Source organism: Martinezella lusitana (genome assembly GCF_014207095.1).
In the GTDB taxonomy this organism is placed as follows: domain Bacteria; phylum Pseudomonadota; class Alphaproteobacteria; order Rhizobiales; family Rhizobiaceae; genus Rhizobium; species Rhizobium lusitanum_B.
This window is the reverse complement of sequence record NZ_JACHBG010000001.1, coordinates 674,232-690,422: the sequence shown is the minus strand read 5'-3', so window position 1 is coordinate 690,422 and position 16,191 is coordinate 674,232. Positions and strand designations below refer to the sequence as shown.

Annotated in this window: 9 protein-coding genes and 3 tRNA genes; 1 reads left to right on the top strand and 11 read right to left on the bottom strand. The window is 58.9% G+C overall.

Going from position 1 to position 16,191, the window contains the following annotated elements; all coding sequences use genetic code 11:
• Positions 1-10 precede the first annotated feature (10 nt).
• The 6 genes from GGD46_RS03325 to GGD46_RS03300 all read right to left on the bottom strand — a co-directional run bounded on the left by GGD46_RS03325 (position 11) and on the right by GGD46_RS03300 (position 2,458).
• Positions 11-346 carry a four helix bundle protein gene (locus tag GGD46_RS03325; RefSeq protein WP_184701786.1) on the bottom strand — a complete coding sequence of 112 codons (336 nt, stop codon included), beginning with the start codon at positions 344-346 and terminating at the stop codon, positions 11-13.
• 90 nt (positions 347-436) lie between these two features.
• Positions 437-1,039 carry an NADH-quinone oxidoreductase subunit C gene (locus GGD46_RS03320; RefSeq protein ID WP_184701784.1) on the bottom strand — a complete coding sequence of 201 codons (603 nt, stop codon included), beginning with the start codon at positions 1,037-1,039 and terminating at the stop codon, positions 437-439.
• Positions 1,040-1,057: 18 nt separating this feature from the next.
• Positions 1,058-1,639, bottom strand: coding sequence for a NuoB/complex I 20 kDa subunit family protein (locus tag GGD46_RS03315; protein WP_015339504.1), 582 nt, complete (start codon positions 1,637-1,639; stop codon positions 1,058-1,060).
• Entirely contained in the window at positions 1,630-1,995 is a 366-nt protein-coding gene (locus GGD46_RS03310; protein ID WP_034489570.1) for an NADH-quinone oxidoreductase subunit A, read from the bottom strand. Before GGD46_RS03310 ends, GGD46_RS03315 begins: the two co-directional genes overlap by 10 nt.
• Before the next feature lie 258 nt (positions 1,996-2,253).
• Positions 2,254-2,330: transfer RNA gene (locus GGD46_RS03305), tRNA-Asp, on the bottom strand.
• Positions 2,331-2,381: 51 nt separating this feature from the next.
• A tRNA-Asp gene (locus tag GGD46_RS03300) sits at positions 2,382-2,458 on the bottom strand.
• Between the two features lie 390 nt (positions 2,459-2,848).
• On the opposite strand from GGD46_RS03300, the gene GGD46_RS03295 reads away from it, so the two are divergent.
• A tRNA-Val gene (locus GGD46_RS03295) sits at positions 2,849-2,924 on the top strand.
• 362 nt (positions 2,925-3,286) lie between these two features.
• Here GGD46_RS03295 and GGD46_RS03290 read toward each other — a convergent pair.
• The 5 genes from GGD46_RS03290 to GGD46_RS03270 all read right to left on the bottom strand — a co-directional run bounded on the left by GGD46_RS03290 (position 3,287) and on the right by GGD46_RS03270 (position 16,058).
• Positions 3,287-4,585 (bottom strand): capsule biosynthesis protein, encoded by a 1,299-nt coding sequence (locus tag GGD46_RS03290; protein ID WP_184701782.1) that lies wholly within the window; start codon positions 4,583-4,585, stop codon positions 3,287-3,289.
• Positions 4,585-6,162, bottom strand: a complete 1,578-nt coding sequence (locus GGD46_RS03285; RefSeq protein WP_246806188.1) for an LTA synthase family protein — start codon at positions 6,160-6,162, stop codon at positions 4,585-4,587. The genes GGD46_RS03290 and GGD46_RS03285 overlap by 1 nt, the downstream gene beginning before the upstream one ends.
• Positions 6,163-6,309: 147 nt before the next feature.
• A complete protein-coding gene (locus GGD46_RS03280) occupies positions 6,310-7,161 on the bottom strand; it encodes an SDR family oxidoreductase (RefSeq protein ID WP_184701778.1) in 852 nt (283 codons plus the stop codon).
• A gap of 18 nt (positions 7,162-7,179) precedes the next feature.
• The gene (locus GGD46_RS03275; protein ID WP_246806210.1) at positions 7,180-8,541 is read right to left on the bottom strand and encodes an aminotransferase class I/II-fold pyridoxal phosphate-dependent enzyme; all 1,362 of its coding nucleotides are present in this window, start codon (positions 8,539-8,541) and stop codon (positions 7,180-7,182) included.
• A gap of 59 nt (positions 8,542-8,600) precedes the next feature.
• Positions 8,601-16,058, bottom strand: a complete 7,458-nt coding sequence (locus GGD46_RS03270; protein ID WP_184701774.1) for a type I polyketide synthase — start codon at positions 16,056-16,058, stop codon at positions 8,601-8,603.
• Positions 16,059-16,191: the final 133 nt, after the last annotated feature.

Sequence of the window (16,191 nt, the reverse complement as noted above, 5' to 3'; positions counted from 1 at the left end):
AGTGTAACCGTTAGCTCTCATATCCATGTCGTTCGTCCCGCAGCCGGCGGATAAGGGAACGCAGCATTCTTCCGATTTCATCACTCATGGATATCGCCGACCCAACTTGATCCAGGGTGACGACGCCTACTCGCGTCGAAATTATCAGATGCGTCTCCAACTCCTTCAGCGAACCTTGTGCAATCTTCAGATGATGGACGTAAGCTCTTGTCGCTTCCCGCCCATAACCTTCCGCGATATTTGCCGCGATCGATACGGATGCACGCCTTATCTGCGAGACCAGGCCGTAAATCTCTTCCTTCGGAAATTCCTTAGTCAGAGCATAACATTCTACTGCAAGGTCCATGGCGCGCTGCCATACCGTAAGGTCCTGATAGGAATTAATCGCCGTTTGCCATTCTCCTATTGCCTATTGGCTACTGCCTATTGCCTCAGCTTACTGTTTCGCCTTCTCATCACCCGGGAGCACGTAATCGGTGCCCTCCCACGGCGACAGGAAGTCGAAGTTGCGGAATTCCTGCTTCAGTTCCACCGGCTCGTAGACAACGCGTTTGGCGGCGTCGTCATAGCGAACCTCGACGAAACCGGTCGTCGGGAAGTCCTTGCGCAGCGGATGGCCTTCGAAACCGTAGTCGGTCAGCAGGCGGCGCAGATCGGGATGGCCGGTGAAGAGAACACCGTACATGTCCCAGGTCTCGCGCTCGAACCAGTCGGCTCCCGGATAGATGCCGCAGGCGGAAGGAACAGGCTGATCTTCGCCGACCGGAACCTTGACGCGGATGCGAACATTCTTCTTGGGCGACAGCAGATGGTAGACAACGTCGAAACGCTCGGCGCGCTGCGGCCAGTCGACACCGCAAATGTCCGTCATGTTGACGAAGCCGCACTTGGCGTCGTCACGCAGGAAGGTCAGCAGTGCGATAACGTTTTCGGTCGTCGTCGTCACGGTCAGCTCGCCGTACTTGATCTCGCTCGACGAAATCAGGGCGCTGCGGACTTCCGTGAGATAGGTGGAGAGCTCGTTCAGGGCTTCACTCATGATACCTTGTCCCCTGCCTTACCGTTCGATCGTGCCGGTACGCCGGATCTTCTTCTGCAGCAAAAGCACTCCGTAGAGCAGCGCTTCGGCCGTGGGAGGACAGCCCGGGATATAAATGTCGATCGGCACGACGCGGTCGCATCCGCGCACGACAGAATAGGAATAGTGATAGTAGCCGCCGCCATTGGCGCAGGAGCCCATCGAGATGACGTAACGCGGCTCGGGCATCTGGTCATAGACCTTGCGGAGCGCAGGCGCCATCTTGTTGGTCAGCGTGCCGGCAACGATCATGACGTCGGACTGGCGCGGCGAAGCGCGTGGCGCAAAGCCAAAACGCTCGACGTCGTAGCGCGGCATGGAAACCTGCATCATCTCGACAGCGCAGCAGGCAAGACCGAAGGTCATCCACATCAGCGAGCCGGTACGAGCCCAGTTGATCAGCTCATCGGTGGAGGTGACCAGAAAACCCTTGTCGGCGAGCTCATTGTTGATCTCGCCGAAGAACGGATCGTTGCTGCCAACCGGACGGCCGGTCGCGGGATCGATGATCCCCTTCGGCTGCGGCGCAACAAGCGTCGTGTTGCTTGGGGCTACTCCCATTCCAGGGCTCCCTTCTTCCATTCATAAATAAAGCCGATGGTCAGCACCGCGAGGAACACCATCATGGACCAGAAGCCGAACCAGCCGATCGCGCCGAAGGATACGGCCCACGGAAAGAGGAAGGCGACTTCGAGATCGAAGATGATGAAGAGAATCGATACCAGGTAGAAGCGGATATCGAACTTCATGCGGGCGTCATCGAATGCGTTGAAACCGCATTCATAGGCCGACAGCTTTTCCGAGTCAGGCGCCTTGAAGGCGACGGCAAACGGCGTGATCAACAACGCCAGGCCAATCACCAAGGCAATACCAATGAAAATCGCTATCGGAATATAGGAACTGAGCAGTCCAGTCATCATGTCCATCCCTGCTTGCGATCAGCGCCGGGGCGGCGCATCTGAGCAAATGCCCAGCAAGCGAAAGAGCGTTGCAACAAAGCCGTGGTTAGCGCAGCCGGCGCGCGGGCGCAAGCCTTTTGAATCTGTCGTCCGGAGTACTGTCGAGCGGTAGATATCAATATGTTGCGACGGCATCGCGACAAATCGGCGCAACGGCCGAACCGCTCTTTCGCAATCGCAATAAATTGGCGTTTGATTGTAATGGCTTGGAAAGAATGGCGCGAGTGACGGGGCTCGAACCCGCGACCTCCGGCGTGACAGGCCGGCACTCTAACCGACTGAGCTACACCCGCGCATTGTTTGGTCTCTCAACCGAGTGCAGTATCCGGAAATTTGCTTGAAAATGGCGCGAGTGACGGGGCTCGAACCCGCGACCTCCGGCGTGACAGGCCGGCACTCTAACCGACTGAGCTACACCCGCACTTCATTTCAAGTATTCCGGCTGCTTTCGCACCCATCAAAGCGGCCCTCGCCGTTCGATGAGCGGCTAACTACGGGGTTCGTGTTTGGGTGTCAAGCAGGTTTGAATACAAATCGATGACAGAATGCGAATTGTTTTGGACAATCCCGTTTGCAGTTTTCCGTTCCGGCGAATTGGCATGGCAGCTTCCCGCAGGACGCATTTCACTCTCGCCTGATATGATCGGGTTTATTGCCCGACCTCCGGATCGTTCCATGTGGATGACGGAGACAGGAGATGTGCAAAAATCAAAAAAATCAAAAAAACTTCACAAACACTCTTGCGGTTTCTCCCCGTTCCGCATAGATCACGGCCACCGAACGCGGCGGGCCAATGACCCGCTTCGCAGAAGGGCGATTAGCTCAGTTGGTAGAGCGCCTCGTTTACACCGAGGATGTCGGGAGTTCGAGTCTCTCATCGCCCACCACTTCCCCTGATGACTGCGTAACATGATGATGCCGCGTTCGATCACGAGCTTCTCGGCTTGGATCTGTAGCTTTGAATTGCGATGACGCGGCTCAGTAATTGCCTGCGATGACGATTCCCAAAACTCCCATGGAAACCACGACAAGGGCCGCGATGATCATCAGCAGCTCCTTCAGCATGAATCTTTCCAGTTTACTGCCGTCCATGAGGTCTCCTCCCTCGCAAACAACTGGGCGCTTTCCGGCATTAGGCCGAATCGACGCCTTATATTACTACAAATTCAGATAATGATTTGCCGCAATATTGATTGCGCCGCCGTGATTCGACTTGAAATGATCGAGAAATCAGCGATTCGGGGATTGATCAGGCCACTTCGATCTTTGCAGGCTTTTGCCGTGGTGCCGGATCAACATAGGCGCCAGGCAAATTGACCGTCAGCGACAACAATCTCTCAGCGATCTGCCGTGCAGCCGCCCGCGCTCCCTCGCCAGAGCAGAAATTGCCGCGAACCTGCACGGCGGCGGCTAGTAATCTGAAGAACGCATCGCGAAGCTCTGCCGATGGCAGCGCCGGGTGACGCCAGAATCGGTCGAGAAGCGCCTGATCGCTCAACCCCTCGATATCGTAGACGGCCGTTCCCAGCGCCTTCACGGGCTTGCCGGCATTCAGCGCGGAAAGCGCGGCGGTGGAATTGACCGTCACCATGCCCTGGCTGGCGACGATCAGCCGATCAAGATTACCGCCATCCAGAAGATGGATGCGGGACGACAATCCGAATTCGGCGCTGACGCGACCTATATAGGTCTTCCAATCCACAAGCCCGTTATCAAGGGGATGCAATTTGACGACAAGTTCCGTGCCGGCGGCCGCATTTTGGGCGAAAGAGCGGAGAATCAGCCTAATGGCGTCCTGCTGTCGATGGAAAGGCGAGTGCGAACGCAGCTGAAAGTCGGTCTGAAGCTGCAGCGGATAAACGAAGAATCGCGCGCCGCCCGCAATCAGCTTCTCGATCAGGCTCTCAGCCTCCCGAACGCGTCTGCCGCTGGCCGGCAGTCTGCGCAGCCATCCGGCATATTCCATCAGGGGATGATACAGCCCATGCCGACGATAGCCGGGATAGAGAAACCATAGAAAGGCGATCGGAAGATAGTAAGCGAGATCGTAGAGCGCTTCGGCGCGAAAGGTCTGGCTGAAACGGCGCGTCCAATCCGGCTCCGGCAGGTTGGAGGCTGCCTCGATTATATAGGCCGGATCCGTTGGGAAATGCGAGTTGGAAGACAATCCGTCCCGCTCAAGCGTCACCCAATCCGGCCGCAAATAGCCCATTTCAACGACGTTGACGCGAACGCCCAAGCGCTTCGCCTCTTCGATTGCAACGCGATGATAGGGCCGCTCCTCGCCATGCAGAATCATATCGGTGACGCCGTCGGCTTCGATTCGGCGCCGGACATAGGCGCGCCAACCGGCAAAGTTGCCGCGATAATTCAGAGCACCGCCCGCGCGCCAGGAAATCCAGTCCCCAGCATTGAGATTGATGCGAATGCACTGCGCACCTGCCGCCTCAAGTGCCTTGGCCGTCTCGACGAAGAGGGGCGAGGATGGCCCTTGCAGGAAAAGAAACACCTTTGGGGCATCACCTGCCTCCCCCTGCCCGTCAGCCATTACTCCGGAACCTCGGTGTTTAGACCCGCATAGCGCAGCATGGTGCCGATGAAGTTCCAGGGAGCTTCCTCCTGCGGCGGCTTGGGCTTTTGCGAATGCGCCCTGGCCCGCCCCAGCGGAACGATGATATAATCCGTCCGCGGATCGGGGAACGGATCGGCAAACGCCTTCAGCAAAGGCGCATGATCGCCGTAAAACAAGAGCCAGACCGGGCGATCCAACCTGTCCAAGTGATGCGCGAGATTGCCCAGCGCGTGATCAGCGCGCATCAGCAGTTCGCCATAGATATCCACGGGATTATCCAGATCGCCGCAGCGGCCGGGCTCCCACGGCCCGTGATTCGCCATGGATGCGACAAAGATGAAGTTCTTGTCGGCGCCATCCTCATCGATGGCGCGAATCACGCTCTTCGTCAGCGAGAGATCGCTGACGTAGGGACCGTCACGCTCCGGATTGTGATCGAACTCGTCAAGCATCATCATCCGGTCGAAGCCGAGCTGCGGTAGCGCCTTGTGACGCAGGAAGAATGTCTTGTCGTAGGGATGGATGAACTGCGTCTTCCAGCCGACTTTCTTCAATCGTGCCGGCCAGACGACATCCTTGTAATGGCTGGCGCGAAGATAGGGGTAGCTGGCGTCGATATGGACGTTCTCCGGCAGGAGGCCACTCAGCACGGCAAATTCGGTACGCAGCGTATAGCCACCTTCGAAGACGCTCGTCATCCGGCCCCATTGGGCCGCCTGCTCCCGCAAACGGTCGAGATTCGGAAGCTTGATATTCTCGGCGTCGAAATGCCGGAGGTCGATGAAAGATTCCGACTGCCAGACGACGATCAGCGGTTCATCGTCACCATGCTCCCAAAGCTCGTGCAAGGCAGAGATGAGACGCCCCGACAGATCGGCAACGATCGCTTCGCGCCGCACGCCCACCCAGATGACGAAATGAAAGATCAGCGAGGCGAAGGTGCCGAATCGGACGGTATCCACTTTGACATCGACGCGACCGAGATATTTCTGCGTGAAGCGGCAGACGGGTTCGCTGATAACCCTGCTGAACAGGGCAAGCCATGGCGAAATGGCCACGACGATCATCAGAAGAACCCAGAAAAACCGGTTGTGAGGAGGCAGGATCGACGGTTCCCAATACATATAGAGGCCGCTCAGGCCGAATACGTAGGCGAAGGCGATGACCCAGAAGAAGATATTCAGCGAGGTCGCGTAGAAGATCTCTTTGTACTTGAAGACGTCGACGACGAGCGCGATGTCGGAAAAGACCAGCGGCTCGCGGATGAACTCGAACTTCGCGCGCGAAATTCCAGTGAAGATGACGAAGAAGCTGATCACGGCCTGGCTGCTGTAGATCGGGCGCCACGAAATCGCAAAGAAGGCGGCATAGATCAACGCGATCACAGGAAGTTTGACCGCCCAATCGCAAAGACGGCGCCGCCAGGTTCTTTCGGTGCGATTCTGCGCGTTGATAGCCGCCGGCATCGCGAAAATGTCGGTCATGAACACGACGACGCAGGAAAGCGCGAAACAGGCAAGCGTCAAAAGAATCGGAAATTCATGAAGTTTCAAGACTGCGCCACCCAATGCCTACGGCCAGTGACAGCGTTTCCGGGCCTGTGGGAGTCAGGGCACCGATTCACTGACTTGCCTGTGCCTGCCTATTACTTTGCCGGAAGCGCGCCATCGCCAACCGTGCACTTCGATAACTAATTTGTCTTACTTATCATGATAAAAGCCTTCGTCTGCCCCCTCCGCGGGTTTCGGCCGGCTTTTTCCTGCAATCTTTCGCGTTTTCCGCGAAAACCACCACATCAGCGGTGGCTTTATCAACGGGCCGAAGTAGGCGAGCACGGCGAGAGAGAAGCCGAAATGAGCCTTGGCCCTCCCCCGGTCTACACCGCGCACGATCCTCGCAGCCACCGTTTCGGCACTCCACGGCCTGACCGAGCCCATCAGGATTTCCGCCTCGGCCGGCCGCACGACAATCTCGCGTCGATATTGCGGTGTCAGCGTGTCCGGCGGGAAGCAGATGGACACCTGGATGCCGTGGATCCCGGCCTCTGCACGCAAGGCTTCGACAAAGCCACTTAGTGCGGATTTCGACGCGCAATAGGCAGTGTAGCCAAATATCCCGATCAAAGCCGCTCCGGACGAGATCACCATGATCTTGCCGCCACGGCGGCTCTTCATCCCTCGGTAGACCGCGCGCACGACATTCACGGTTCCGAGAAGGTTGGTCGAGACCTGCTCATCGAAGACGGATGGCGGCATGGTGTCGAACGTGCCGGGTTCAACGATGCCTGCAGAGGCAATAAGAATATCGCACGGACCAAACGAGACCTCACAGCTTTCGATCGATGCCGAGACCTGATCGGCGGAAGCCACATCGACGGATGCCGTTTGGACCCACGCGCTGTCACTGCCGGGAAGCGATGCGATTTCCGCCCGAGCCTCCGCCAGACGCCCGGGATGACGAGCAAGGAGCGATACCCTGTCGCCGCGGCTCGCATAGATCTTCGCTATCGCCAGACCAATTCCGCTCGAGCCTCCGGTGACGATAACGTGCATGAAATCCCCAACCTGATGCTACGGTTTGCCACCCAAAGCCTGCGCCATCGGCAACAACTGCATCATCTTTTCCATGTCAAGCGAGGCAAGACCGAAATTCCTGTCCTCCAAGCTCCGGAGTTTCGCAGCCGTCAACGCGACAGCTCTGCGTATCTGCTCTTCTGTGTGATCGCAGGTGATAAAGAATCGGAGACGCGCCATACCCTCCGGCACGGCCGGGTGGATGATCGGCAGCACATTGATGCCTTCGGCCAGCAGGTCATTCGAAAGCTGGGCGGCCCGAAGCGAATCCCCGACGATAACAGGCACGACAGAGCGGCCGATGCTGATGCCGGTATCCAGGCCGGCTGCCCTCGCCCTTTCGAGGAATAGCTGCCCGTTGCGGCTGAGGCGCTCGGTTCGCTCCGGTTCGGCTCGAAGGATATCCAGGCCGGCAATGGCTGCAGCGGCAAGGACTGGCGAAAGGCCGACGCTGTAGACGAAACCGCCTGCCTCCGCCTTCAGGATATCGGCAAGCGCGCTACTGCCGGCGATGTAGCCGCCGCAGCTGGATGTCGTCTTCGACAGTGTCCCCATCCAGATATCGACATCGCGCGGATCGAGCCCGAAATGCTCGAACGTGCCGCGACCCGTCTTGCCGAGTATCCCGAGCGCATGCGCTTCGTCCACCATCAGCCAGAAACCGTAGCGGGCTTTCAACTCAAGCAGAGCCGGCAGATCGGCGACATCGCCGTCCATCGAATAGATGCCTTCGACGATGACGAGGATACGGCGAAAATCCGATGACAGCGTCTTCAGAATGCTTTCGAGGTTTTCAACATCATTGTGCTTGAAAAGCCGGCGTACGGCGCCTGAGAGCTTGATACCCGCCAATGCGCTGTTGTGGATAAACTCATCGTGGATCACCAGATCCTGAGGTCCCATGAGGCAGCCGATCGCGGCGACATTGGTCAGGTAACCGCTGACGAAACAAACCGCAGCTTCAACGCCGTAAACCTCGGCAAGCTTCTTCTCCAACTCCACATGCCCTGGCCGCTCGCCTGCGACCAGGCGGCTGGCCGAGGCCGAAATGCCGAAGCGGTCGATCGCCTCCTTGGCACTTGTCGTCACCTGTGGGTCGGTGTTGGTAGCCAAATAATCATAGGAGGCAAAATTGACGAACTCGCGCCCGCCGATGCGTGTGGTCGCGCCGGCGGCGACGTCGTGTGAACGATAGAAGGGATTAGCGACGCCAAGCATTTCGCCCGCTATACGCTGGGTCGCGACGCGCTTGTACTCGGGTAGATCCTCGAAGCGGATCGCCTGACGCTGCTGCGGCAGAGATTGCCTGTTCAGTCGCTCGGCACGATTTCGCCCGGAGGATTGGCCAACGCGGCGCATTTCTTCGAGCAGGCTGCTCTTCTGCTCCGCCGTGCTACCGCCATTGGCATCTTGCGTGGTCACTGGGCGGCCCTTTTTTCCTGTTCGGCGGTATGGCTGCGGGCCAGGCGTTCGACCACCTGATCCCCTATTGCCGGAGACGTTTCCCCACCCTCGCCACCGCGATTCATGACGCGATCGCGCAGACGGCTAACCACGTCGCTCACGGTCGTGCCTTCGCCGACACCGCTCAAGGGGATATCAAAGCCGGTCTTCTGCTGGAAGCTCATGCCGAGCTCCATGGCCATCAGGCTGTCGAGACCGATATCCTTCAATACCTTGTCGGGTGTCACGGTATCCTCGGTCACCCGCAGGATCGCGGCGATCTCGGCGGCAACCAGCGCATGGAGCGCAGCTTGCGCGTCTTCTTCCGACTTGCCCTTGATCAATTCCGCAAGATCGAAGCTGTCACCCTCGTTCAGCGACTGATGGCTTCCGGAATGACGCATCAACGGTTCGAACAGGGATCGACCCGATATCGGCAGCAAGCGAGCGGCAGTCCAATCGATTTCACCGATCATGACGGCAGCCGCATCGATAGCTCCCTTGTCGGCCAGCATATAACGTTCGACCTGCTCCAAGGCATCACGAGCCTTCAGTGCCGCCCTGCCGATGCGCTTGGAAAGCAGTTCGTTGACTTCGCTGTTCCGGGCAAGGACCCCCTTATCCGCGATAGCGCCGAAACCAACGGCAAGCGCAGGCTTGCCCGCTGCGCGCCGCGCACGCGCCAAGCCTTCGAGATAGCCGTTCGCCACGACATAGTTGCCCTGCCCAGGATTGCCGAGCATGGTCGTAGCCGACGAGAACAGCAGGAAGAGTTCCAGTTGATCCTTCCGCGTCAAGCGGTCGAGGATCTCGGCGCCGCGTATCTTGACTTCAAGAACAGGCCGGTTGCGCTCGGCCGTCAGGTTGGCGAGCAGTGCGTCATCCAGGACCATGGCGGCATGGACAATGCCCTTAAGTCCGCCTTCGGCACGAAGCGAAGCAAGCAGCGCGTCGACGGCGGCCTCGTTGGTCACGTCGCAGGCGTGCAACGTCGCCACGACGCCCTTCTTGGCCCAATCGCTCATCGCCTTCTTGGTTTCGGCATCGGCCTCACCTCGGCGCGAGCTTAGCGCAAGACGCCGGGCGCCCTTGGAGACGAGCCAATCGGCTGCAGACAGCCCGAAACCGCCGATACCGCCGACGACGAGGAAAGCACCCTTGGAATCAAAGCGCAGAGATTTGGCCGGCGCAGGCAAAACGCTATCGATCTCCGGAACCGGGGGACGCACAACGATCTTGCCGATGTGGCCGGCATTCTGCATCAGACGGAAAGCATTACCGATCTCGTCATATGCGAAGGCGCGATACGGCAGCGGCGTCAGCTTTTCATCCGCAAAGAGCTGACCGATTTCGGCAAAGATTCGGCGCGTCAATTCGGGAACATTGACCAGCAATTGATCTGCGTCGATGCCGAAATAGCTGACATTGCGCCGGAATGGCCGCAGACCGATCTTGCGATCGGAATAATAGTCTCGTTTGCCGAGTTCCAGGAACCGTCCGAAGGGTTTGACCAGCTCGATACTGCGCTCCATCGCTTCGGAGAAAAGCGAATTGAGAACGAGATCGACGCCTTCGCCGCCCGTCAACCGGCGAACACCGCTGACGAAATCCAGAGAGCGGGAATCGAGCACATGTTCGGCCCCAAGCAACTTGAGGAAGCGCCGCTTCTCGACCGTCCCGGCCGTTGCGATAACCTTGGCGCCCTTGAGCTTGGCGATTTGAAGCGCGGCCAGGCCAACACCGCCGGCTGCGCCGTGAATGAGGATCGTTTCGCCGGGCTGAATGCGCCCGAGTTCCACCATCGCGTAATAGGCCGTCAGGAAGGCGACCGGCACCGTCGCCGCGGCAACGGCTTCCATCTTTTCCGGCAGCCTGGTTACACCGTCGCGGCGCACGCGGACATGGGTGGAGAAGGCCGCAGGGCCAATGCCCATGACCTTGTCGCCCATGTGCAGATCCTCGACGCCATCTCCGACGGCAAATACACGGCCGGCAAATTCCATGCCGATGGTTGCGCCGGCAAAGCCATCTTCAAGCGCCTCTTCCGGCAGGAGGCCCATCGCCCACATGACGTCACGGAAATTGAGGCCGGTTGCTTCAATGGCAATCACGACCTCTCCCTCTTCCGGTACCGGAAGCCTTGCCTCTTCCCAAGCCATGCTATCCAGGCGGCCACTCGCATATTGCCGGATGGTCGCGACGGTGAAGTCGTGGCGATTCGCGTCCGTGGCGATGAACGGACCGGCGGCGGCGCGGATTTCGCGAACCTCCCCCGTCGAACGATCCAGCATCCATTCCCGGTTTTCGGTTTCGACCCGCAAGATTGTTTCGACTGCCGCCAGGGTGCGCCTGTCATCCGCATCGGCATCCAGGAGGTGCACGTCGAAAGCGTCGTATTCGTTCTGAAGGACGCGCGCGAAAGCCCAAAGACCTGCATTGGCGATGTCAACCGGTCCATCAGCCAAGGGTGAGCCGCCGGGGGAGACGATGACCAAACGACGCCTTGTGACATCGCCGCCTCGCGACAGAACATTCGCCAGCTCGGTGAAGATCGAAAGCCGAGACAGGGAGAGTTCAGTCGGGTTGCGCTCGTCCTTCGAGCTCGCGACATAAACGATCTTATGCGGATGCCCACCAATCGCTTCCAGCGCCTCGACGAACTGGGCACCCGAGGAACCGACTTCGATGACGGCACTTCTCTTGTCCAAGCCAACCATGCCTTTCTTGCCTTGCTCGGACAAGACCAGCAACGGTTCCGAAATCTCAGCCGAGCCAATCGCTTCCGGCTGTGGCATTGCAACTGCCGATGCCGCGATCAACCCACCTTCCGGGAAGGTCAGTTCACGAACCTGCGTCCCGGTGAAGCCAAGTGCCGAGAGCAGATCCTCAATCTGCTCGACAGTACCGAGCCGACCGACCGGAAACTCCGGCGACTGGCTGTCCTCGAACCATCCTTCAGATAGACCGAAGACGAAATCATTGAATGCGCTCGGCGCGCGCTCGGCCAAGAGCAACTGCCCGCCTCGGGCCGCCACCTTCCGGACGATTGCCTTGACGCCATCGTCATGCCGCAGCAGATGCCGGCTCTGATCGCCGGATGCGACGAGGATATCTGCAACAGCAGTTTCCGCGAGCTTTGCCGGCTCCGTCACCATGACATTGGGGTCGCGTTCAAAAGCGATCTCAAGTGCACGACGCGCCTGTTCGCGCGGCTCGGCGATGATAAGGCAGGAGCCCGCTTGCGTCGCAATTGCCGCTAGCCGGCGGCTGAAGGCAGGCGATACCGAACCGATTTCGACGATGTGCCCAATAGCGCCCGGATTCGCCTTAATGGAGGCGGTCACGCCTTCGGTAAGCAGCGCAAGCCGTCTTTCGCTCAGCGGCGATTGAACAAGCACGTGCTCCAAGGTTGCGCCTGTCGGCATGCCCGGAGCCAAAGCCGCAGGTTCATGTCCGAGCAGGTGGGGCCGTGCGGCCGCCAAGCGTTCAAGCGTTTCACAATAGGCATTATTGACGAGAACGGCCTCGGCCACGCGACCGGAGTCCTCCCGATAAATTTCCTGCAGAAGCTCGGCAACCGGCGGCAGCGTCGGCTCCAGCGGTATCTTCCATTCGCTATCGGCGGCTGACGCGATCCCGGCATCTTCGAGAATATAGAGGCAATTGACGAGGAAGGACCGGAATTCCGCGTCTCCGGGGAGATCGGAAAGCGATACGGTGCCGTTGCGCCGGCCGATGGCCAAGGCGATATCATGAGCCGCCCGATAAATCGCAGCATCGAACAGAAGCGTCGCATTATCGGATGCATGACCGCTGCTGGAGATCGAAGCTTCCGGCAGCCGCATATCCGCATTCAATCGGCGAGCAAAAATGTTCGAGGGAACGGCCTCATAATGAAACGCGACCGAATCGAGCGTCGCACGCCGACGCAGCTGCGTACGGCGGAAACGGCAATCCTCCAGAACGGCAATGCGATCGCCGTTTGCATCGAGCAGCTCAAAGCGCGCCTTGACCGAATTGGCGCTGAACCGGTCGATCCGGATGACGGCCTTTACGACTGCCTCGTCCCTGCCGAAGACTCTGATCGTGCCGAAATGCACGGGAATGTAAGGCGCACCGGTTTCATCTCCGGATAACTGGTCAAACAGTGCCACAAGCCCATGAAACGCGGCATCGACCGACATGGGATTGAGATTGTATGAGCAGAACAGGTGCGAAGGTGGAGCCGGCGTCTTGAGGTCGACCTCGATGACGCTTCGACCGTAGGCGATAGCCTTCGATAGGAGCTGAAAGCTCGGACCATAGTGCAGACCGAAACGCTCCGCCGTTTCATAGGTCATTTCGGAGGTCAGGACAGATTTTCGTTCCTTGCTTCGAGGCTCGGAACCGTCGTGGCCCGCCTCGTCCTCGACCGGCTTGCGGCAACGGGCAACGGCATGCGTGGTCCAGTCGTCGTGACTCAGGCGCTCGCGCGACCGGATCTCGATATCTCCGGTTTCCGGCGACAGGATCGTCGACAATTCCGCCATGCGATCCTGACGCAGCTCCAGCGGGCGGAGGATTTCGAGATTGCCGATTTCGACCTCATCGGCGCCGTAATATTGCTGAGCGGCCGTAATAGCGATCTCGATGAAGCCGCTGCCCGGCATGATTGCCTTGCCGTCGACCACATGCTCGGCGAGATCCGCAAAGAGCTGGGCATCAAGGTGGTTCTTCCAGCTTGAACCATTCGGGTCGGTTCGCCAGCCGAGCAAGCTATAGGGGCTTTTGAGATCGCGGCCAAAAATATCGATCTCGTCGCTTGTCGAGGGCGCTCGCAATTCGACCAGCTCGAACGGCAGTGACGGCAATTTAACAAAAGCGTTGCGCGCCGTACTGCCCCGCCCTCGCAATGCGGGAGCGCCATTGGCAACGGCGCGCGCAAACGACTGCGAAACGGGATCATGACCAACGACCGGAGCCTCGCGCAGCAGAGTCGGGATGGCGACCACCTGTATCGAGGCCTGCTTTGCGATCTCCGTTATATAATTGGACAGGATCGGACGGGGAGAAATCTCGATGAAAAGGTTGCATCCCATCGCGATGGCTGCCTGGCAACCAGCCTTGAAGAGCACAGGATCGCGAACATTGCGCCACCAATATTGCGCATCCAGCAGGCGCCCATCGCGCAGCTCGCCCGTCACCGTCGAAATAAACGTCCCTGCCCCACCATCCGGTGCAACGTCAGGCAGATCCGCGAGGAAGGCATCCTTCGCCCGGTCAATGATCGGATGGTGGAACGGATAGTTGATATCGAGGATATGGGCAACGATATGGGATTTCCGCGCAGCATCCCTGAAGGCTTCAATTTCGTCGACAGGGCCGGAAATCGTCACGGAGTTTGGGGCATTGATCGCCGCAATACAGATATTGTCGAGTCCGTGCGATTTCGCAAAGGCGAGCGCCGCATCCTCGCTGAGCACCACCGCGGCCATCTTGCCTTCGCCGGCCAGAAGATCCTGATGCAACGAACGCTTGGCGACGATCGCAACGGCTTCGGCGGCCGTTAGCGCCTTGGCGGCATAGGCGGCGGCAATTTCGCCGACGGAGTGACCGAAAACGGCATCCGGCCTTACGCCCATGGCCCACAGACAGTCGGAGAGCGAAGCCTGGACCGCAAACAACAAGGGCTGGGCGATCTTCGTATCAGCCAGCCGCACAGAGAGATCCGAAGCGATCAGAATATCCGTGAGCTTCTCACCAAGATAGTATTCGAATAGGGCGCTGAAAGACTGGAAACACTGGCGGAAGTGGCGATTTTCCTGATAGGCGCCGACGCCCATGCCTGCCCATTGCGAGCCGTTGCCTGAAAAGACGAAGGCGATCTTCGCAGCCTGCATCGGGGCTTCGCCTGCCTCCCCGGCCGAGTTCCGACCTTCAAGGTGTGCATCGATCGCATCAAGCACGGCTGCACTGTCCTTGGCGCGGACTGCGAAGCGATGCCGCATCGGCTCGCGATTGGCAGCAGCCGACGCAACGACCTGGCGAGCCTCCTTGGGCTCCATATTTCCAAGGCAGGTCTTATAGTCCTCAAGCAGCTTCGACAGCGCCGACGCCGTATGGGCACTCACCGCAAAGACGACACCGTCGCCACGATTTTGCGGCTCAGGCGGCGCAACCGGATCGGGGTCGCTGATAACGACGTGCGCGTTCGTACCGCCGAAGCCGAAGGAATTGATGCCGGCAAACCTCGGCTGCCTTGCAGGAAGAAGTTCGATCGCAGACGTGTTGATCCGAACGTTCAGTCCTTCAAAGTCGATATTTTCATTTGGCTGATCGAAATGCAGCGACGCCGGCAGGAAATTGTTTTCCAGCGCAATCATTGCTTTCAATAGGCCGAAAAGACCGGATGCCGGCTCGGTATGTCCAATATTGGTCTTGATCGAGCCAACGGGAACCGGCGCGCGACGCTTCCGTCCGATAATTTCCCCGATTGCCCAGATCTCGGCGGGGTCCCCGACCTTCGTTCCTGTCCCGTGGCCCTCCACGAAGGCAACGCGATTGACGTCGATATTGTGGCCTTCATAGATCGAGCGTAGCAAGGCGGCTTGCGCATCGCGCGATGGCAAGGAGATGCCGTTGGTACGGCCGGAAGAATTCACGCCGACGGCATGGATTCTAGCGTAGCTGCGATCCCTTTCCCGCAGCGCGACGTCGGTCCGGCGAAGCAGGATCGCCGCACCGCCTTCGGCACGGACATAGCCGCGACCGTTATCGTCGTAGGCGCGGCAAAGCCCCTCTGGCGACAGCATGCGGGCTTGAGCGAAACCGACGAACGACATCGGGTGGAGCAGAACATTGATACCGCCGACGATCGCGGTATCGATCTCGCCGCATTCCAGCGCCCGAACAGCTTGATCCAGGGCAACCAGTGACGACGAGCAGGCCGTATCGATCGTCATGCTCGGACCACGTAGCCCGAAAATATGAGAGATGCGGTTGGAAACGATAGACAATGTGTTGCCCGTCATAAAGTAAGGGCTGCCGGAGGCTGGATCCTCGGTTGTCAGATTGCCGTATTCGAGCGACGACGCGCCGATATAGACGCCGACCTTCTGACCTTCAAAACCGTCGGCCGGGAGATTGGCATCTTCCAAGGCGCGCCACACGACATTGAGAAGGATGCGCTGCTGCGGATCCATCTGCATGGCTTCGCGCTGTGAAAGGCCGAAAACCGCCGGATCGAAGGCATATACATCGTCAATAACGCCGGCAGCGTAGCTATAGGTCTTTCCCGAAACGCCGATCGCCGGATGCCAGAAACGCGCCAGATCCCAACGGTCCTCAGGTATGAGGCCTACGGCGCTGCGCCCTTCCTTGAGCAGAAGCTGCAGCTCTTCGATCGAACCCGCCCCGGGGGCAACGCTTGCGCGTCCGATAATCTCAACTGTCATGATCTCTCGGCAAAATGTCTACAAAAAGCGCGATAAAAAGCTCAGCAATTCCACTACCAACCGTCCACAGCAAAGTCGTCCAGGACCATATAAGAGATCCATAAACTCAACCACTATGAGGCACCGCAACAAC

Bases quoted from the DNA above. Each gene is read 5' to 3' on its own strand.
- GGD46_RS03325 (WP_184701786.1), bottom strand. From the start codon at position 346: ATGGACCTTGCAGTAGAATGTTATGCTCTGACTAAGGAATTTCCGAAG.
- GGD46_RS03320 (WP_184701784.1), bottom strand. From the start codon at position 1,039: ATGAGTGAAGCCCTGAACGAGCTCTCCACCTATCTCACGGAAGTCCGC.
- GGD46_RS03315 (WP_015339504.1), bottom strand. From the start codon at position 1,639: ATGGGAGTAGCCCCAAGCAACACGACGCTTGTTGCGCCGCAGCCGAAG.
- GGD46_RS03310 (WP_034489570.1), bottom strand. From the start codon at position 1,995: ATGACTGGACTGCTCAGTTCCTATATTCCGATAGCGATTTTCATTGGT.
- GGD46_RS03290 (WP_184701782.1), bottom strand. From the start codon at position 4,585: ATGGCTGACGGGCAGGGGGAGGCAGGTGATGCCCCAAAGGTGTTTCTT.
- GGD46_RS03280 (WP_184701778.1), bottom strand. From the start codon at position 7,161: ATGCACGTTATCGTCACCGGAGGCTCGAGCGGAATTGGTCTGGCGATA.
- GGD46_RS03275 (WP_246806210.1), bottom strand. From the start codon at position 8,541: ATGCGCCGCGTTGGCCAATCCTCCGGGCGAAATCGTGCCGAGCGACTG.
- GGD46_RS03270 (WP_184701774.1), bottom strand. From the start codon at position 16,058: ATGACAGTTGAGATTATCGGACGCGCAAGCGTTGCCCCCGGGGCGGGT.